The 17028-nt window shown below is 70.7% G+C and carries 19 protein-coding genes; 7 read left to right on the plus strand and 12 right to left on the minus strand.

Features of this window, described 5'->3' with window-relative positions; genetic code table 11:
- Positions 1-11: 11 nt before the first annotated feature.
- From ACIPQB_RS01285 to ACIPQB_RS01295, 3 genes are all read right to left on the minus strand, one after another.
- A complete protein-coding gene (locus tag ACIPQB_RS01285; protein ID WP_446483381.1) occupies positions 12-296 on the minus strand; it encodes an RNA-binding S4 domain-containing protein in 285 nt (94 codons plus the stop codon).
- Positions 293-2863: a helicase-related protein gene (locus ACIPQB_RS01290; RefSeq protein WP_446483382.1), complete on the minus strand. Its 2571-nt coding sequence runs from the start codon at positions 2861-2863 to the stop codon at positions 293-295. Before ACIPQB_RS01290 ends, ACIPQB_RS01285 begins: the two co-directional genes overlap by 4 nt.
- A gap of 83 nt (positions 2864-2946) precedes the next feature.
- Positions 2947-4581: an amidohydrolase gene (locus ACIPQB_RS01295; protein WP_446483383.1), complete on the minus strand. Its 1635-nt coding sequence runs from the start codon at positions 4579-4581 to the stop codon at positions 2947-2949.
- Between the two features lie 77 nt (positions 4582-4658).
- Here ACIPQB_RS01295 and ACIPQB_RS01300 point away from each other — a divergent pair, with 77 nt between their 5' ends.
- Positions 4659-5231 carry a methylated-DNA--[protein]-cysteine S-methyltransferase gene (locus tag ACIPQB_RS01300; RefSeq protein ID WP_446483384.1) on the plus strand — a complete coding sequence of 191 codons (573 nt, stop codon included), beginning with the start codon at positions 4659-4661 and terminating at the stop codon, positions 5229-5231.
- 3 nt (positions 5232-5234) lie between these two features.
- Here the strand turns inward: ACIPQB_RS01300 and ACIPQB_RS01305 are convergent, their stop codons facing one another.
- Positions 5235-6155 (minus strand): LysR family transcriptional regulator, encoded by a 921-nt coding sequence (locus tag ACIPQB_RS01305; RefSeq protein WP_446483385.1) that lies wholly within the window; start codon positions 6153-6155, stop codon positions 5235-5237.
- Positions 6156-6225: 70 nt separating this feature from the next.
- Here ACIPQB_RS01305 and ACIPQB_RS01310 point away from each other — a divergent pair, with 70 nt between their 5' ends.
- Complete coding sequence (locus tag ACIPQB_RS01310) at positions 6226-6642, plus strand: nuclear transport factor 2 family protein (RefSeq protein WP_446483386.1); 417 nt, start codon at positions 6226-6228, stop codon at positions 6640-6642.
- 152 nt (positions 6643-6794) lie between these two features.
- Here the strand turns inward: ACIPQB_RS01310 and ACIPQB_RS01315 are convergent, their stop codons facing one another.
- The gene (locus tag ACIPQB_RS01315) at positions 6795-7247 is read right to left on the minus strand and encodes a DUF3617 domain-containing protein (protein WP_446483387.1); all 453 of its coding nucleotides are present in this window, start codon (positions 7245-7247) and stop codon (positions 6795-6797) included.
- 197 nt (positions 7248-7444) lie between these two features.
- Here ACIPQB_RS01315 and rpmB point away from each other — a divergent pair, with 197 nt between their 5' ends.
- Positions 7445-7750: a 50S ribosomal protein L28 gene (rpmB, locus tag ACIPQB_RS01320; protein ID WP_446483388.1), complete on the plus strand. Its 306-nt coding sequence runs from the start codon at positions 7445-7447 to the stop codon at positions 7748-7750.
- A 179-nt stretch (positions 7751-7929) separates the two neighbouring features.
- Here the strand turns inward: rpmB and ACIPQB_RS01325 are convergent, their stop codons facing one another.
- From ACIPQB_RS01325 to ACIPQB_RS01345, 5 genes are all read right to left on the minus strand, one after another.
- Positions 7930-8220 (minus strand): hypothetical protein, encoded by a 291-nt coding sequence (locus ACIPQB_RS01325; RefSeq protein WP_446483389.1) that lies wholly within the window; start codon positions 8218-8220, stop codon positions 7930-7932.
- Positions 8221-8433: 213 nt separating this feature from the next.
- On the minus strand, positions 8434-8868 hold the full coding sequence (locus ACIPQB_RS01330; RefSeq protein WP_446483390.1) for a DUF1178 family protein: 435 nt from the start codon (positions 8866-8868) through the stop codon (positions 8434-8436).
- Between the two features lie 15 nt (positions 8869-8883).
- Positions 8884-9729, minus strand: a complete 846-nt coding sequence (locus tag ACIPQB_RS01335) for a carbon-nitrogen hydrolase family protein (protein ID WP_446483391.1) — start codon at positions 9727-9729, stop codon at positions 8884-8886.
- Positions 9726-9980 (minus strand): glutaredoxin 3, encoded by a 255-nt coding sequence (gene grxC, locus ACIPQB_RS01340; RefSeq protein ID WP_446483392.1) that lies wholly within the window; start codon positions 9978-9980, stop codon positions 9726-9728. The genes ACIPQB_RS01335 and grxC overlap by 4 nt, the downstream gene beginning before the upstream one ends.
- A 31-nt stretch (positions 9981-10011) precedes the next feature.
- Positions 10012-10791 carry a ComF family protein gene (locus tag ACIPQB_RS01345; RefSeq protein WP_446483393.1) on the minus strand — a complete coding sequence of 260 codons (780 nt, stop codon included), beginning with the start codon at positions 10789-10791 and terminating at the stop codon, positions 10012-10014.
- Here ACIPQB_RS01345 and ACIPQB_RS01350 point away from each other — a divergent pair.
- Entirely contained in the window at positions 10790-11704 is a 915-nt protein-coding gene (locus ACIPQB_RS01350; RefSeq protein ID WP_446483394.1) for a methyltransferase domain-containing protein, read from the plus strand. The two genes, ACIPQB_RS01345 and ACIPQB_RS01350, sit on opposite strands and share 2 nt — an antisense overlap.
- 10 nt (positions 11705-11714) lie before the next feature.
- Here ACIPQB_RS01350 and ACIPQB_RS01355 read toward each other — a convergent pair whose 3' ends face one another.
- On the minus strand, positions 11715-12119 hold the full coding sequence (locus tag ACIPQB_RS01355; RefSeq protein WP_446483395.1) for a (deoxy)nucleoside triphosphate pyrophosphohydrolase: 405 nt from the start codon (positions 12117-12119) through the stop codon (positions 11715-11717).
- Positions 12120-12232: 113 nt separating this feature from the next.
- Here ACIPQB_RS01355 and ACIPQB_RS01360 point away from each other — a divergent pair, with 113 nt between their 5' ends.
- The 3 genes from ACIPQB_RS01360 to ACIPQB_RS01370 all read left to right on the plus strand — a co-directional run bounded on the left by ACIPQB_RS01360 (position 12233) and on the right by ACIPQB_RS01370 (position 16705).
- Positions 12233-12568 carry a PRC-barrel domain-containing protein gene (locus ACIPQB_RS01360; protein ID WP_446483396.1) on the plus strand — a complete coding sequence of 112 codons (336 nt, stop codon included), beginning with the start codon at positions 12233-12235 and terminating at the stop codon, positions 12566-12568.
- A gap of 259 nt (positions 12569-12827) precedes the next feature.
- Positions 12828-14264, plus strand: coding sequence for a DEAD/DEAH box helicase (locus ACIPQB_RS01365; RefSeq protein WP_446483397.1), 1437 nt, complete (start codon positions 12828-12830; stop codon positions 14262-14264).
- A gap of 179 nt (positions 14265-14443) precedes the next feature.
- Positions 14444-16705, plus strand: a complete 2262-nt coding sequence (locus tag ACIPQB_RS01370) for a PAS domain-containing protein (protein WP_446483398.1) — start codon at positions 14444-14446, stop codon at positions 16703-16705.
- 3 nt (positions 16706-16708) lie between these two features.
- Here the strand turns inward: ACIPQB_RS01370 and ACIPQB_RS01375 are convergent, their stop codons facing one another.
- Positions 16709-16861, minus strand: coding sequence for a hypothetical protein (locus ACIPQB_RS01375; RefSeq protein WP_446483399.1), 153 nt, complete (start codon positions 16859-16861; stop codon positions 16709-16711).
- Between the last annotated feature and the right edge of the window lie 167 nt (positions 16862-17028).

Below are 17028 nucleotides of genomic sequence, written 5' to 3' on the forward strand. Positions count from 1 at the left end.
CGGATCGGAGATTATCCTTCCACCGCCTCGTACAGCGCGCGCGCCTCGCTGGCCGGGCCGCGGCGTTCGCCGAAATCGAGCACGCGCACGCTGACGATCCGGCCGCCGATCGCGAACATCAGCTGGTCGCCGGTCTTCAGTCCGCGGGAGGGCTTGTCGACCCGGCTCTCGGTCCCGGCCCGGGTCAGGCGGATGCGGCCTTCGTCGACGAAGCGGCCGGCCAGGGAGCGGGTCTTGAAGAACCGCGCGCGCCATAGCCAGACATCGGCGCGGCAATGACCGATGTCGTCGCTCAAGCCGCACCTCCTGCGGCGGTTCGGGCGGCGGCCGGCTTGCGGCGGCGCGGGCGCTTGCGGCGCGGCGGCGGCTCGGTCAGCCGGGCCAGGGCCGCGAAGGGCGAGTCCGGACAGACCACGACCTTGGCTTCCGGCCGGGCGGCGCCGCGCCGCTTCCACAGGATGGGGCCATCGTCCTTGGGACGGATGGCGGGGGTGTAGTCCAGGGCCCGCAGCACGGCCGCCGCCTCGGCCGGCGTCCAGCCCAGGGTCTCGCGCGCCGCGTCGGTCAGCACCACCCCCCCGGGCTTCTGGCCCTCGCGCAGCAGGCCGTCCAGCCGCTCCAGCATCTCGACCGGGGCGACATGGCGGCCGACCAGGCGCAGGCCGTTGGCGGCCAGGGCCCGGGCGTCCGGCTCGGGACTGGGCGCCTGAGCCAGGCGCTCGGACTCGCCGCGCCAGCCGCCGGGACTGAGGGAGCGGGCGCAGACGGTCGCCTCGGGCCGCAGCACCGACGGCAGGAACAGGCTGAAGGCCCCGATCCGCGCGCCCAGCGCCTTCAGGGCGCGACGCTCGGCCTGGCTCATCGCCTTCAGGTCGGTGTCGACCGACCGTTTGTCGAGCACGCCGCCGGCCTCCAGCAGCCGGTGGGCCAGGCCGCGCGGCAGGCCCTTCAACTCGCCGCCCGACAGAGCCCGTTCCAGCTTGCGCAGACCCGGCAGCTTGCGATCGACCTCGCCGGCCAGGAAGGCGTCCAGTCGCCGCTCGGCCCGCTCGCGGGCCGAGGCCTCGCCCAGTTCGCCCAGCAGGCGCGCGCGGGGATGCAGCAGATTTCCGCCCCCGCCTCCAGAAGAGGCCCGCACCGCCCCGGCCGCCTCGCCGCGCCACAACACGACCCCGTCGGCGGTCAGGGCGAAGGCCTCGTCCGGCTCGGCCGCCAGCTTGCCCAGCCGCCGGGCGATCTCCGGGGTCACGGCCCGCTGGGCGGTGTTGCGCAGAGCCTTCTCCTCCAGCGCCGTCGCGCCCTTCTCGGGCACGAAGGTGACGCCGGTCAGCCGGCCGACCACATGGCCCTCGACGCTGACCGCGCCGTCGGCGGCCACCCCGGCCAGCATGGTCTCGCGGTCGCCCAGCTGGCGCATCAGCACGCTGGTGCGCCGGTCGATGAACCGGGCCATCAGCTTCTCGTGCAGGGTGTCGGACAGCCGGTCTTCCAGTTGCCGCGTCGTCCCCTGCCAGTGGACGGGGTTGTGCAGCCAGTCGCCGCGGTTGGCGATGTAGCTCAGCGTCCGCACCCCCGAGAGGCGTGCGGCCAGGCTGTCGATCTCGCCGTCGGTGCGGTCCAGGGCCTTGAACTGGCCGGCGATCCAGTCCTCGGGCAGGCGCTTGCGGCCGGTGGTCAGGTCGTCGAACAGCGTCCGGACCATGCGCTGGTGGTCGTCGTCGGTGGTCTTGCGGAAGTCGGGCGTTTGGCAGACGTCCCACAGCCGGATCAGGGCCGATCGGTCGGCCTTGCAGCGGGCGACCACGTCCTCCTGGCTGGCGAGCTTGCGCAGGGTGCGCTCGTCCAGGGCCTCGGCCGACAGTTTCAGGCCCGCGCGGTGGGGCGGCTCGGCCAGAGACCGCAAGAGCCCCTGCAGGCTGCCGAAGTCGAGGCGGGCGTTGCGCCATTCCGCCCCCAGCACCGGCTCGAACCGGTGCTCGACGACGCTCTCGACCAGGTCCTCGTCCATCTCCTCGCAATCGCCGGTCACCCCGAAGGTGCCGTCGCGGGTGTAGCGCCCGGCGCGGCCGGCGATCTGGCCGACCTCCTGCGGATGCAGCCAGCGGGTGCGGCGGCCGTCGAACTTGCGCAGGCCGGCGAAGGCCACGTGATCGACGTCCATGTTCAGGCCCATGCCGATGGCGTCGGTGGCCACCAGGAAGTCGACCTCGCCGCTCTGGTAGAGGGCGACCTGGGCGTTACGGGTGCGGGGGCTCAAGCTGCCCATCACCACCGCCGCCCCGCCGCGCTGGCGGCGGATCAGCTCGGCGATGGCGTAGACGGCGTCGGTCGAGAAAGCGACCACGGCGCTGCGGCGCGGCAGGCGGGTCAGCTTCTTGGAGCCCGAATAGGTCAGGTTGGAGAACCGCTCGCGGGTGACGATCTCGGCGTCGGGCAGCAGGCGGCGGACCAGCGGGGCCATGGTCCCGGCCCCCAGCAGCATGGTCTCGAACTTGCCGCGGGCGTGCAGCAGCCGATGGGTGAAGATGTGGCCGCGCTCGGGATCGGCGCACAGCTGGATCTCGTCGACGGCCAGGAAGTCGACCTCGCGGCCCAGCGGCATGGCCTCGACCGTGCAGACGAAATAGGCGGCGCGCGGCGGGACGATCTTCTCCTCGCCGGTGATCAGGGCCACCGACGCCTTGCCGCGCAGCTTGACGATGCGGTCGTAGATCTCGCGCGCCAGCAGCCGCAGCGGCAGGCCGATCATCCCCGAGGCGTGGCCCAGCATCCGCTCGACGGCCAGATGGGTCTTGCCGGTATTGGTGGGGCCGAGCACCGCTGTCAGCTTGGAAGGGGCCAGGCCTGCGGAACGGTCGCTCATAAATCTAAGGTGGGATGGGAATCGCGGCGGGGCAAGCGGGAGGACGGAGCGTTGCGACACATTGTCGTTGCGAAGAGCAGGGCCTATTTCTCGGACACCACCTTCCCATCCACCACGGTCAGCACCGCCTGCGCCGTGAGGATCTCCGCCGGCGCGACCGTCATCAGGTCCCTGGAAAACGCCGTCAGGTCGGCCTTCTTGCCCGCCTCCAGCGTGCCGCGGTCCTGTTCGGCGAAGGCGGCGTAGGCCGGGCCCCAGGTCAGCATGCGCAGGGCCTGGGCGCGGCTGACGGCCTCCTCCAGATGCCAGTCGGCGTTGGCGAAGCCGGTCAGGCTGTGGCGATAGACGGCGGCGTAGAACTCGATGCGCGGATCGCCGACCTCGACCGGCGCGTCCGAACCGGCCGCCACCACCGCGCCGCTGTCGAGCATGTCCTTCCAGCGATAGCCCTCATGCAGGCGCGCCGGGCCCAGGCGGGCGGGCGCGAAATAGAGGTCGCCGATCGCATGGCTGGGTTGCATCGAGGCGACGATGCCCTGCTTGGCGAAACGCGGCAGGTCCGGGTCGGCGACGATCTGGGCGTGCTCGATGCGCCAGCGGGCGGTCGTGTCGCCGCCCAGCGCCTCGGCGAACCAGTCCAGGGCCATGCGGTTGCCGCGGTCGCCGATGGCGTGCATGGCCACCTGGGCCTTGACCGCCTTGGCCGCCCGCATCAGCGCCAGCCCCTTGTCGTGCGGGGTCAGTTGCAGCCCTAGCCCCTCGGCGTCGCTGTAGGGCTCAAGCAGGGCCGCGCCGCGCGACCCCAGGGCGCCGTCCATGTAGAGCTTGACCCCCCGCACCCGGATCAGGCCGGTCGGGTCGGCGGTGGGCCCCTTGGCCAGCACCTCGGCCGCGCCGCTGGGGTCCATGTAGTTATCGACCCGCAAGCTGAAGCGCTTTTCCGCCGCCAGCGAGCGCAGGATCGCCAGGTCCGGCGCCTCGACGCTCATGTTGCCCAGGCCCGTCCAGCCGCGTGAGGCGTAGAGGGCGCCGGCCTTCTCCAGGGCCAGGCGCTTGACCGCCTCGGTCGGCGGCGGGATCACGCCGGCCACCAGAGACTGGGCGTGGTCGATCAGCATGCCGGTCGGAGCGCCGTCTTCGCCCTTCAGGATCTGGCCGCCGGCCGGGGCGGCGGTGTCCCGGGTGACACCGGCCTTGGCCAGGGCGGCGCTGCTGGCGACCACGGCATGACCGTCGGCCCTCTCCAGCACCACCACGCGGCCTGGCGCTGCGCGGTCGAGGTCGGCGCGGCTGGGAAAGCGCTTTTCCGGCCAGTGGGTCTCGATCCACCCGCGCCCGAAGATCGGGCCGTCGGGATGGGCGGCGGCATAGGCCTTCACCGCCGCGACCAGGCTTTCCACCGAGTCGGCCTGGTCGAGATTGAGGGTCAGCTCGCGCAGCCCGATCCCGGTCAGGTGGGCATGGGCGTCGACGAAGCCGGGAAAGGCCGCCGCGCCCTTCAGGTCGATGTCGCGGACGCCCTTGGCGGCCTTGGCCCGGGCCGCGGCCAAGTCGCCGACGAACAGGATCCGGTCGTCGCGGACCAGCACCGCTTCGGCGGTAGGCGCGGCGGCCACCCCGGTGTGGATCGGGCCGCCGTGGATCAGCAGGTCGCCGGCGGTCGCGCGCCCCAGGCTGGCGGCGGCGAGGAGGGCGGCGAGGGCGAAGGTGCGGCGCAAGGCGGCCTCCAGACAGCAAGAAACGGAAATCGTAGGGCGCCGCTCGAACTCCGCAACAGCGATGCTATGTTTCGGGCATGGAACAGGGCTTCACGCTCTTCGAAACGCCGATCGGGCTGTGCGGCCTGGCCTGGGGCGAGCAGGGACTGATCGGGGTCCAGCTTCCCGAGGCCGCGCCCGGCGCCGCCTGGGCCCGCCTGCGCCGGCGCTATCCGGACGCCGCCGAGGCCCCGCCGCCGCCGGCCGTCCAGCGGGCGATCGAGCGGATCCGGGACCTGCTGGCCGGCGGGCGCGACGACCTGGCGGACGTGGTCCTCGACCTGGACGCCGTCGCCCCCTTCAATCGCCGGGTCTATGAGGTGGCCCGCGCCATCCCGCCCGGCGAGACCTCGACCTACGGCCAGATCGCCAAGGCCGTCGGCGAGCCTGGAGCGGCTCGCGCCGTCGGCCGGGCGATGGGCGACAATCCCTGGCCGATCATCGTGCCCTGCCACCGGGTGCTGGGGGCCGACGGCAAGGCCGGCGGCTTCTCGGCCAATGGCGGGGTCGAGACCAAGGCCAAGCTGCTGACCATCGAGCGAGCCCGCACCAGCGCCGCCCCGACCCTGTTCGATCTGGACTTCTCGGTGGCGCCCCCGCGAGGACGGTGAAGCCTACAGGCTCCGCCCCGCCCGCAGCACCAGCTCCCGCAGCCAGGCCGCGCCGGGATCGAATTGCGCCACCACCGGGTGGAACAGGTACTGCTGGTCCTCGCCCGGATCGATCGGCGGCGGCACGACGACCAGGTCGAGCGGCCCGGCCAGGGCGGCGATCAGCCGGCCGGGCACGAAGGCCACCAGGTCGGAGCGGGCCGTCATCCGCAGGGCCTGCAAGTAGCTGGGCACGGCCAGCACGATGCGGCGTTCGATCCTATTGCGGCGCAGGAACGGCTCGATGGCGTCCTCGCGTTCGCCGGCCCCGACGACGGCCACATGGCGGGCGGCGTTGAACACCTCCAGGTTCGACAGTCGCCCGGCCTCGGGATGGCCGCGCCGCACCGCCAGGGCGTCGCGGTCGACATAGAGCGACTGGCGATGGAAGCCGGGATAGGCCTCGCCCGTCCAGGCGACGACCAGATCCACCGTGCGGGCGAAGTCGGGCGTCATCACCGCCGGACCGCGCCAGGGCACGACGTCCAGCCGCACGCCCGGCGCCTGGGCGGCGGCCCGCCGCAGCACCGCCGGCATCAGCAGGTCGACGGCCAGGTCGGGCATCATCAGGCGAAACGTCCGCGCGCTGGTCGCCGGGTCGAAACCCTCGGCCACGAACAGGCCGCGCACCTGATCCAGCGTCTGGGCCAGGGGGCCGCGCAGGGCCTGAGCCCTCGGCGTCAGCTCCATCCGCGCGCCCACCCGTACCAGCAGCGGATCGCCGGTCGCTTCGCGCAACCGGCGCAGGGCGTGACTGACGGCCGGCTGTGACAGATTCAGCCGCAGGGCGGCGCGCCCGACGCTGGCCTCGGCCAACAGGGCGTCGAGCGCGACCAGCAGGTTCAGGTCAAGGCCGCCGAGGTTCATTCTGGGAATATAGATCATCATCGCCATCGATTGGATGAATGATCGCCATCGGCGGAAGATGAGGCTCCCATCCCACCGGAGAGCCGCCATGGACGCGCGCGACAACAAACTTCTGATGCAACGGATTTTCGACGGCCTGGCGAACGGCGACGGCCGGCCGTTCCTCGACAGCCTCGATGAGGATGTGGTTTGGACCCTGACCGGCGCCACCGCCTGGTCCGGCGACTATGTGGGCAAGGCGGCCGTGCGCCGCGACCTGCTGGGGCCGCTGTTCGCCCAGTTCGCCGACACCTACGTCAATGTCGCCGACCGCATCGTCGCGGAGGGCGACGTCGTGGTCGTCGAGTGCCGGGGCAAGGTCATGACCAAGGCCGGCAAGCGCTACGACAATCGCTACTGCTGGGTCTGCCGGATGGCGGACGGCAAGATCGTCTCGCTGACGGAATATATGGACACCGAACTGGTCGCCCGGGCCTTGGAACCGCCCGTCAGGACGGAGGGTTAACGCCAGACCGACATTCGCCGAACACGAGCGAAACGAATCATGACCGAATCAGCGACTTGGCCCGATTCAGTGTTTGTTCCCTACCAGCTATTGTAGCTTAAACTGCATTAACCACAAATGGGTCTGGTTTAGCTTGGCCGGCGGGCTTCGCCCTAGCCCGCCGTGCAGACGGGGCTGATGCGCTTGGCCTGGAGTGTGGCCATCATCGGGATGCCGTTGACGGTCTTGCCGGTGACGTTCAGCCGGAAGCTCTCGGGGGTGTAAGACCCTTTGGCGGTGACCGGCGCCACGCGCCCCTTCTTGTCGGTCCAGGTGCCTTTCAGGTCGATCTTGCCGTCCCGCACCACCCGGGTCTCGTAGTCGCAGGTGTAGCGCTTCAGGCAGATGCCGCGGTTGAAGTTCTCGACATCGGCCGGCTTGAGGCAGTGCTGGTCGCTGCCGACCGGGATCGGGCCGAAGCGGGTGTTGTATTCCCACTGGCCGGTCAGGATGGTCTCGGCCTGGGTCGCGGCCGCGGAATTGGCGGCGCCGGCCGCCACCAGGCCCACGGTCAGGGCCGCGCCGGCCAGGCTCGCGGCGGTCAGGACGGGAACGAACAAGCGCATACGGTCGGTCTCCTTGAGGGCCGTCTCTATATAGGGCGGCAAATGAACCGCGCTTGAAGGCCATGTTTGGGCGCCAGCGCCTTGACTCGGCGAGCGCCCTTCGCCTATATCGCCCGCTCTCGCGCGGCGGTCCGTCCATCGCGCGCCGAATTCATGTTGCGGAGCCTCCGGCTTCGCCCAAGCCCAAGGTATCCGCCATGTCGCGCCGTTGCGAACTCACCGGGATCGGTCCGATGGTCGGCCACAATGTGAGCCACTCGAACATCAAGACCAAGCGCCGCTTCCTGCCGGCCCTGTCGCCCGCCTCGCTGCAGTCCGAAGCCCTGGGCCAGACCTTCAAGCTGCGCATCAGCAACGCCGCCCTGCGCACCCTGGACTTCAAGGGCGGCCTGGACGTGTTCCTGCTGGGCGCCAAGGACGAGCAGCTGTCGCCGCGCGCCCTGAAGATCAAGGCTCAGGTCAAGGCCAAGACCAAGGCCGCCGCGACCGCCGTCGCCGCCTAAGACTTTCCAGCCTCGGCTGAATGCAGCGGCCCGCGAGGTTCACCTCGCGGGCCGCTTTGCGTTTAAAGTCCGCCGCCGGACACGCGCACGCGAAAAAGCCCTCCCCGTCGCCGGAGAGGGCTTTTCGTTTCATCGATGCGGCGTGGAGAGGACCCGGAGCCCGGCCCTTCGAACCGGCCTCAGCGCGAATAGACGGCCGGCTGGGCGTTGTTGTAGGCGACCAGTTCGGGGTTGTTCAGCTTGGCCACGGCGTCGTGGACCGCGCCGCGCACGCAGGCGCTGTACAGATAGACGGCCAGGGCTTCGCCGCGCACTTCCTGGCGGCACACGGTGCTCGCGGCCTTGACAATATCGGCGCGCAGCTCGGCGGGAGCCTTGCCGGCGGTGTGGACGCGAACTTCAGCGGCGCCGGCCGGAGCGGCGGCGAACAGGGCGGCGGCCGACAGGGCCAGGACGGTGGAGCGGATCATCGGGAGGATTCCAGGACAGCGGGTGATTTCCAACCCGTTCCCGACACGCTTCCCCCGAAAAGGGGACGAAGCCCCTGGCGGCCGATCCGGGCTCTCGTCCGTTCCGCCGTTAACAAAGGCCTAGCGGCTCAGTTTCGACTTATCAACGATTATATTGCAGCGCACTCACGAATCTCGTCGGCTTGAGTCGCCCAGGACAAATACGGCGACCTGCTAGTTCACTTGGCTCTTTTTCGGCGCAGCAGGCGGCAGGGGCGCGACCTTGATGCCGTCCTCCACCAGGGCCTTGACCTCCTTGGGCGTCGCCTCGCCGTAGATGCCGCGGTCCTCGGACTTGCCGTCGTGGATGTCGCGCGCCTCCCTGGCGAAGCGGTCGCCGACATAGTCGAAATTATCTTCGACCTGCCGGCGCACCTCGCCCATCGCGGTCATCATCATCTCGCGCATCCTGGCGTCGGGGGCCGGCGCTTCGCCGCGGGCCTTGGTCCCCGCCACGGCCGGAGCCATGATCTGCTTGCGCACGGCCTTGGAGCCGCACACCGGACAGTCCAGCAGGCCCCGCGCGGCCTGGTCGTCATAGTCCGACGACGAACCGAACCAGCCTTCGAAACCGTGGTCGCGGTCGCAACTGAGCGCGTACTTGATCATGGACCTTAGATGGGGTCAGGGGCCGGTGAATGCACGGGCGTTCTTCAGGGCGGGGATGGCCGCGCGCGCCTTGTCGACGGCCGCGAGGTCCAGATCGGCGATCAACACGCCCGGCTCGTCATGGTCAAGCCTGGCGATCACCTGGCCCCAGGGCCCGATCACGATCGAGCGGCCCCAGGTGCCGCGGCCGTCCTCGTGGAAACCGCCCTGCGCGGCCGCCAGCACGAACGATCCGGTCTCGATGGCCCGGGCCCGCAGCAGGACCTCCCAGTGCGCCTCGCCGGTCGGCCGGGTGAAGGCGGCCGGCACGGTCAGGACCTGGGCCCCGCCCAGGGCCAGGGCCCGGTAGAGGGCCGCAAAGCGCATATCGTAGCAGATGCTCAGGCCCAACGTTCCCAGCGGCGTCTCGACCACGACCGCCCGCTCGCCCGGCTGATAGGTCGCGGACTCCCGCGCCGTCTCGCCGGACGGGAGGTCGACGTCGAACATGTGCAGCTTGTCGTAGGTGGCGACGATCGCGCCGATCGGATCGATCACCGCCTGGCGGTTGGCGGCCTTGCCATCCGCCGGGCCGTCCTCCCGCCGCACCAGCGCCGAACCGATGTCGATCCACACCGACAGCTCGCGGGCCAGGTCGCGCAGGCCGCGCACGACCACGTCGTCCTCCAGCGTGGCCAGGGTCGGCAGCAACCGGGCCCGGTCCTTCTGCAGGATGTTGGTCCCCTCCGGGGTCAGGATGAACCGCGCGCCCTGGGCGGCGGCCTCGCGGACCAAAGGGGCGACATGGTCCAGGGCCGCCGCATGGGTGGCCGGCGTGCGGGTCTGGACCAGGCCGACCCGCAAGGGTTCGGGCGGGATCATGCGTTCAGCAACGCGTCGAGCCGGCCCTCGCGTTCCAGCGCCATCATGTCATCGCAGCCGCCGATGTGCTGGTCGCCGACGAAGATCTGCGGGAAGGTGCTGCGGCCCGAGCGGTCCATCATCTCCTTGCGCAGGGCGGGATCCATCCCCGCCTCGATCTCGGTGAAGTCCGCGCCCTTGTCGTTGAGCAGCTTCAGGGCGCGGGCGCAGTAGCCGCAGAACGGACGGGTGTAGATGGTGACCTTGGCCATGATGGATCCGTAACAGAAGTGTCTTGGCGCGTCATATAGGACGCGCCTGCATTTCTGTAACGCGCGCGACGACCGCCAGGCTCACCTGGGCCGCGCCGGCGGCCAGCAGGGCCCGGGCGCAGCCCTCGGCCGTGGCCCCGGTGGTCAGCACGTCGTCGACCAGCAGCACCTTGCGGCCGATCACCCGGTGGCGCCGCGCCTCGGGCACGGCGAAGGCGGCGGCGACGTTGCGGCGGCGGCCAGTGGCCGACTTGCCGCCCTGGCTGTCGGTGTCGCGCCGGCGCACCAGGGCGTCGGCCAGATAGGGCCGCCCGGCCAAGGCGCACAGCGGCCGGGCGATCTCGGCCGCCTGGTTGTAGCGCCGGCGCAGCAGGCGGGCCGGATGCATCGGCACTGGCGCGATCGCGTCGGTCTCGTCCAGCAGGTCGGCCGCCGCCCGCGACAGCCAGCGGGCGAACAAGCCCGACAGGTCGGTGCGGTCGGCATGTTTGAGCTTGAGGATCAGGTCGCGCGAATGTTCGTCATAGAGGCAGGCGGCCCGGGCTCGGGCGAAGGCGCGGGTTCTTGTCTGACACAAGACGCAGCGGAGTTCGCCGGCGTCATAGGCGAACGGCGCGCCGCAGCCGTCGCAGACCGGGCCGTCCAGGAAGGTGATGCGGTTCCAGGCGTCGGCCGACAGTCCGGCGGTCTGGGCGGCCGCGCCGTCGAAGGCCCGCGGCGGCAGAACCAGATCCAGCAGGCCCTGGGCGAACGCCGTCAGGCGAGCAGGAGGTTTCCATGTCGCCCGCCAAGGCCCATCTTGCGGCTGCATGACCACCTCGCCCCTGCTCTTCGACCGCGCCCTGCTGCGCGCCCGTCTCGACCGCGCCGCTCCGGGCTTCCCGGCCGCCGGCTTCCTGAAAGCCCGCGCCGCCGAGGACGCCGTGATGCGGCTGGAGGCGATCCTGCGCGAGTTTACGGTCGCCGTCGACCTTGGCGCGCGCGACGGCGCCTTCGCCCGGGCCTTGTCGGCCAGCGACGCCCGCCAGAAGGTCGGCCTGCTGATCGAGACCGACCTGTCCGAGCGGATGCTGGCCGGCCGCGGCGGCCCGCGCGTCGTCGCCGACGAGGAGCGCCTGCCGTTCGGCGACGCCACGATCGACCTGGCCGTCTCGACCCTGGCCCTGCACTGGACCAACGACCTGGTCGGGGCCTTGATCCAGATCCGCCGCGCCCTGCGGCCCGACGGCCTGTTCGTCGGCGCCCTGTTCGGCGGGGCGACCCTGACCGAACTGCGCCAGGCGCTGCTGACCGCCGAGGCCGAGCTCAGCGACGGCGCGGCCATGCGCGTCTCGCCCTTCGCCGACGCCATCGACGCCGCCGGCCTGCTGCAGCGGGCCGGCTTCGCCCTGCCGGTCGCCGACGTCGACCGGGTCAAGGTCCGCTACGCCCATCCGATCGCCCTGCTCAAGGACCTGCGGGCCATGGGCGAGACCAGCGTTCTGGTCGACCGCTCGCGCAAGCCGCTGGGCCGCCGGGTGCTGCTGCGGGCCATGGAACTCTACCAGGAGCGCTTCGCCGAGCCCGACGGCCGGGTGCCCGCCACCTTCGAGATCGTCACCGTCACCGGCTGGGCCCCGCACGACAGCCAGCAGAAACCGCTGCGGCCGGGCTCGGCCAAGATGCGGCTCGCCGACGCGCTGGGGACGGTGGAGCGCCCGGCGGGCGACAAGGCCGGCGGCTAGAGGGACCGGTTCAAATCAGGTCCCGCAGCCAGGCGATCAGCGGCAGGTCGGCGGGCGGCATCGGATAGTCGGCCAGCTGGTCGGGCTTGACCCATTTCAGCGCCGCATGCTCGCGGGCGGTCACCAGCCCCTCCCAGCGCCGCAGCAGGTAGAGCGGCATCAGCAGGTGGAACGACTCATAGCCATGTGAGGCGAAGACGAACGGGGCCAGGCAGGCCTGGGCGACCTTGATCCCCAGTTCCTCGTCGAGTTCGCGGATCAGGCACTGTTCGGGCGTCTCGCCCGGCTCGACCTTGCCGCCGGGAAACTCCCACAGGCCGGCCAGGGCCTTGCCCTGCGGGCGCTGGCAGATCAGCACCCGCCCGTCGACATCGATCAGGGCGGCGGCGGCGACGAGGACGGTCGGTTTGGTCATGGCCGCCTTAGTCGGATGCGCCGCGGCGCTTGGCAACCGCCATCTTGGCCGCGGCCTGGCCGGGGATCGATCCGCCCGGCGACGGCGTTTGTTGGCAAAACAGGAGGAGAACCATGAGCGTCGACGATCGACTGGTGAAGAGCGCCGCCCTGATCGGCGCGACGGTCACCGACGCCGGCGGCCACCGCCTGGGCGTCATCCGCGAGGTGTTCATCGACCGCGACGCCGGCATCGGCCGCTATGTGGCCATCGAGCCCTCCGGACTGTTCGCGGCCGGCGGCAAGTACCGCCCCCTGCCCTGGCGGCTGCTCACCTGGGACGACAGGCACGAGGCCTATGTCGCCGACCTGTCCAAGGACCGCTTCAGGGACGCCCCGGCCTACGACCGCGACCAGCTCAACAGCGCCAACTACGGCTGGGCCGGCCAGGTGGAGCGGTTCTTCGAGTAAGGCGCGGCCGCGGCCCAAACGCCCAATCCCTTACGGCCCTTGACTTCGCACCTGCAATAAACGATGTAGGCCTTGCGCCGTCTGGCGCTATCGGCGCTCCAGCCGCGTGAAGGACCGTTTTCGGTTCTGCCTGTCGAGCGCCCTAACGCTTCTCATCAGACCGCCCGTATCACGCGGGGCGCTCCCCACCGACCCGCCGCCAGGCGAGCCGTGCGAGGATCGCATGCGCCGTCTCGTGCGGTTGCACGAAAGATACTGAGTGACTCAATTCACCGATCTCGGCCTCGCCAAGCCGCTTCTGAAGGCGCTGACCGACAAGGGCTACACCACGCCCACCCCGATCCAGGCCCAAGCCATTCCGCTGGTGCTGTCTGGCCGCGACCTGCTGGGCATCGCCCAGACCGGCACCGGCAAGACCGCCGCCTTCGCCCTGCCGATCCTGCATCGCCTGGCCGAGGACAAGAAGCCGGCCCCGCGCCGCGGCTTCCGCTGCCTGGTCCTCTCCCCGACCCGCGAACTGGCGACCCAGATCGCCGAAAGCTTCCGCGACTACGGCAAACACATGGGCCTGACTGTCGCCACCATCTTCGGCGGCGTGAAGTACGGCCCGCAGATGAAGGCCCTGGCGGCCGGCGTCGACGTGGTCGTGGCCACCCCGGGCCGGCTGATGGACCACCTGGGCGAAAAGAGCGCCCACCTGAACGGCGTCGAGATCTTCGTGCTCGATGAAGCCGACCAGATGCTCGACCTCGGCTTCGTGGTGCCGATCCGCAAGATCGCCAGCCAGCTGCCCAAGGAACGCCAGAACCTGTTCTTCTCGGCCACCATGCCCAGCGAGATCGGCAAGCTGGCCGGCGAGCTGCTGAAGAACCCGGCCCAGGTGTCGATCACCCCGCAGGCCACCACGGTCGAACGCATCGACCAGTCGCTGATCTTCATCGAGGCCCAGCGCAAGCGCCCCCTGCTGGCCGAACTGCTGGCCGACAACAGCGTGGAGCGCGCCATCGTCTTCACCCGCACCAAGCGCGGCGCCGACCGGGTGGCCAAGTACCTGGTGGCCAGCGGCATCGAAAGCGCCGCCATCCACGGCGACAAGACCCAAGGCCAGCGCGAGCGGGCCCTGGCCTCGTTCAAGGCCGGTCAGGTCAAGGCGCTGATCGCCACCGACATCGCCGCCCGCGGCATCGACGTCAACGACATCAGCCACGTGTTCAACTACGAGCTGCCCAACGTGCCGGAGGCCTATGTCCACCGGATCGGCCGCACGGCCCGCAAGGGCAAGGACGGCATCGCCATCAGCTTCTGCGCCGATGACGAGCGTCCGCTGCTGAAGGACATCCAGAAGGCCACCCGCCAGACGATCCCGACCTTCGACCGTCGCAACGACAAGGGCCTGGCGGCCGCCGCGGCCGTGGCCGACAAGCTGGCCCCGCCGGAAAAGTACGTCGATCCGCGCCGCGCCGACCCGCGCAACAACGTTCCGCCCGAGCTGCGCAAGCAGCGCAACCGCGGCGGCCGCAGCGCCGGCGGCGGTAACGGCGGCGGCCAGGGCAAGCCGGCTGGCGGCAATCGCGGGCGTTCGGGCGGTCAAGGCCAGAGTCAAGGCCAGGGCCAAGCCCGTTCGGGCGGCGGCGACTTCCGCGGTCCCAAGCGGGCCGCCGACGCCGCGAACCCGCGCTGGAACCCGATCGACTAAGGCCCAGCTAACCGATACCATCTAATTGATATAGCGGCCGTTTTCGCCTCAAAGGGCGGGAACGGCCGTTTTCTTTGGTCCAGACCCCTTCATTGGCGTCGCGCCGCTTGAAACCCCGCTTTCGATGAGGTCTGCTGCATCTTGGCCATCGCAGGCGCGAGGGTCGGAAGGGCGCGGGAATGGATATCCGCGATCAGGACCGGACCATCGACCAGATTCCACCCGGCGACATGGCCGTGCGGATTCGGGCGTTCGACTGGACCGCCACACCCCTGGGTCCTCGCAGCGCCTGGTCGCCCAGCCTGAAGCTGGCGGTCGAGATGATCACCGCCGCCAACTTCCCCATGGCCCTGCGCTGGGGCCAGGACCTGGTGCTGATCTACAACGACGCCTACGCCCCGCTGCTGCGCGAACATCATCCCGACAGCCTGGGCAAGACCTTCGGCCAGTTCGCCTGGGGCGCCCATGTCGACCTGGAGGGCGCCGAACGGGCGGTGCTGAACGGCGAGGCCCGAGGCCTGTTCAGCGAGGACCTGCCGATGCTGGTGCGCCGCGCCGGCGACGCGGTCGAGCAGGGCTATTTCAACCTCACCCTCAGTCCCATGCCCGACGACACCGCGCCCAGCGGCGTCGGCGGCGTGCTGCTGACCCTGGTCGAGACCACCCATCGGGTGCGCACCGAACAGGCCCTGCGCGCCAGCGAGGAGCGCTACCAGCTGGCTCTGGAGGCCGCCAGCGGCGTCGGGGCCTGGGACTGGGACATCGCCGCCGACAAGCTCTATGCCGACGCCCACTACGCCCGGTTCCACAACATCGCGCCGGAACGGGCCGCCGCCGGCGTGTCCTTCGCCGAGGTCGCGGCCGCGGTCCATCCCGACGACTACGCCCGCATCGTGGCCTCCGGCCGCTCGGCCCTGAAGACCACCGGCGAGTTTTTCGAGGAGTATCGGCTGGTCCAGGCCGACGGCGCGGTGAAGTGGGTTCAGGTCCGCGGCCGGGTCTATCGCGACGACACCGGCTGGGCGGTCCGCCACCGGGGCGTGATGGTCGACATCACCGAGCGTCGGCGGATCGAGGCGGCCTTGGCGGCGGCCGAGGCCAATCTGCGCATCGCCGTCGACGCCGCCGGCCTGGGCCGCTGGGACCACAATCCATCGACCGGCACGCGGTTCTGGGACGAACGCTGCCGGCGGATCTTCGGCCTCCCCGACGCCGCCGAAAACAGTTTCGACACCTTCGAGCGCTTCGTGCATCCCGACGATCGTGCGGGGCTGATGGAGGCGGTGGCGGCCGCCACCGATCCGACTGGCCCGGGAGTCATCAATCGGGAATACCGCATCCACCGCGGCGGCGACGGCGCGGTGCGCTGGATCGAAACCGTCGGCCGGGCCTTTTTCGAGGAGGGCCGCTGCGTGCGGTTCGTCGGTTTCGCCTCCGACGTCACCGAGCGCAAGGAGGCCGCCGCGCGCATGGCCTTGCAGGACGCGACCCTGGCCCTGGCGGTCGACGCGGCCAATGTCGGCACCTGGGACTACGATCCTCGCGACGACGCCCTGGTCTGGTCCGAGCGTTGCTATGCGATGTTCGGCGTCCCGCCCGGCGCGCCGGTCGCCCTATGCGACTTCTACGCCGCCCTGCATCCCGATGATCGCGAGGCCACCCGCGCGGCCTTCGCGGCGGCCATGGATCCCAGCGTCCGCGGCGACTTCGACGTCGAGCACCGGACCATCGGCCACGAGGACGGCGCCGAGCGCTGGATCGCCGCCAAGGGCCGGGCCTTTTTCGACGAGGCGGACCGGCCGCTGCGGGTGCTGGGGGCCACGGTCGACATCACCGAGCGCAAGCGGGCCGAGTTGCACCTGCGGCTGATGGTCAACGAACTGAACCATCGGGTGAAGAATTCTCTGGCCACGATCCAGGCGATCGCCGCCCAGACCTTCCACGCCGCCCGCTCCCTGCCCGAGGCCCAGGAGGCCTTTTCCGCCCGGATCATCTCCCTGGCCGAGGCTCACGACATCCTGACCCGCGAAAACTGGGAGGGGGCCGACCTGGAGGACGTGCTCGAGCGGCTGCGAACCCTGCACGGCGCCCCGGGGCGCTTCGCCTTCTCGGGACCGCCGGTGCGGCTGTCGCCGCGCATGGCGCTGTCGCTGTCGATGGCCCTGCACGAGCTGGGCACCAACGCGGCCAAGTACGGAGCGCTGTCGGTGCCGTCCGGTCAGGTGCGGATCGACTGGACGGTGACGCCCGGACCCGAGGCGGCGCGCCTGGCCCTGACCTGGACCGAGTCCGGCGGTCCGCCGGTCACGCCCCCGAGCCGCCGGGGCTTCGGCTCGCGGCTGATCGAGCGAGGCCTGACCTCGGAACTGTCGGGCGAGGCGCGGATCGATTTCGCGCCTCAGGGCGTGGTCTGTCGCATCGAGGCCGGCCTCGACGGCTGACCGTCAGCCGTCCACGGACGGCGGCGGCGAGACCCGGACCCCGCCGCGCAGGCCGTGAACCAGGCTGGCGCCCAGGGCCAGCAGGGCGGTCGGAACGATCGCCAGCACCCAAACCAGCAACATCAGACCCAGCTGCAGCGCGCTAATCAGCACCACCAGGCCGCGGGACTCGTGGCGACGCCGCGAGCCGAAGGCGGGCTGAGTGTCTGGAGGCTGAGGGAACGGGGGTTCAGGCATGCGTGGGGCGACTCGGAATCCTGCGGAGCCCCCTCCGATCATCAGGTCTACAGGCGGCAAAATATCGCGCAATAGGGGAATGACCT

The sequence above is a fragment of the Caulobacter sp. LARHSG274 genome (assembly GCF_052871235.1).

Coding starts and splice junctions, on each gene's coding strand:
- ACIPQB_RS01310 (WP_446483386.1), top strand. CDS start 6,226: ATGGACGCGCGCGACAACAAACTTCTGATGCAACGGATTTTCGACGGC.
- grxC (WP_446483392.1), bottom strand. CDS start 9,980: ATGGCCAAGGTCACCATCTACACCCGTCCGTTCTGCGGCTACTGCGCC.
- rpmB (WP_446483388.1), top strand. CDS start 7,445: ATGTCGCGCCGTTGCGAACTCACCGGGATCGGTCCGATGGTCGGCCAC.
- ACIPQB_RS01360 (WP_446483396.1), top strand. CDS start 12,233: ATGAGCGTCGACGATCGACTGGTGAAGAGCGCCGCCCTGATCGGCGCG.
- ACIPQB_RS01335 (WP_446483391.1), bottom strand. CDS start 9,729: ATGATCCCGCCCGAACCCTTGCGGGTCGGCCTGGTCCAGACCCGCACG.
- ACIPQB_RS01300 (WP_446483384.1), top strand. CDS start 4,659: ATGGAACAGGGCTTCACGCTCTTCGAAACGCCGATCGGGCTGTGCGGC.
- ACIPQB_RS01315 (WP_446483387.1), bottom strand. CDS start 7,247: ATGCGCTTGTTCGTTCCCGTCCTGACCGCCGCGAGCCTGGCCGGCGCG.
- ACIPQB_RS01345 (WP_446483393.1), bottom strand. CDS start 10,791: ATGCAGCCGCAAGATGGGCCTTGGCGGGCGACATGGAAACCTCCTGCT.
- ACIPQB_RS01355 (WP_446483395.1), bottom strand. CDS start 12,119: ATGACCAAACCGACCGTCCTCGTCGCCGCCGCCGCCCTGATCGATGTC.
- ACIPQB_RS01330 (WP_446483390.1), bottom strand. CDS start 8,868: ATGATCAAGTACGCGCTCAGTTGCGACCGCGACCACGGTTTCGAAGGC.
- ACIPQB_RS01350 (WP_446483394.1), top strand. CDS start 10,790: ATGACCACCTCGCCCCTGCTCTTCGACCGCGCCCTGCTGCGCGCCCGT.
- ACIPQB_RS01305 (WP_446483385.1), bottom strand. CDS start 6,155: ATGATCTATATTCCCAGAATGAACCTCGGCGGCCTTGACCTGAACCTG.
- ACIPQB_RS01290 (WP_446483382.1), bottom strand. CDS start 2,863: ATGAGCGACCGTTCCGCAGGCCTGGCCCCTTCCAAGCTGACAGCGGTG.
- ACIPQB_RS01370 (WP_446483398.1), top strand. CDS start 14,444: ATGGATATCCGCGATCAGGACCGGACCATCGACCAGATTCCACCCGGC.
- ACIPQB_RS01325 (WP_446483389.1), bottom strand. CDS start 8,220: ATGATCCGCTCCACCGTCCTGGCCCTGTCGGCCGCCGCCCTGTTCGCC.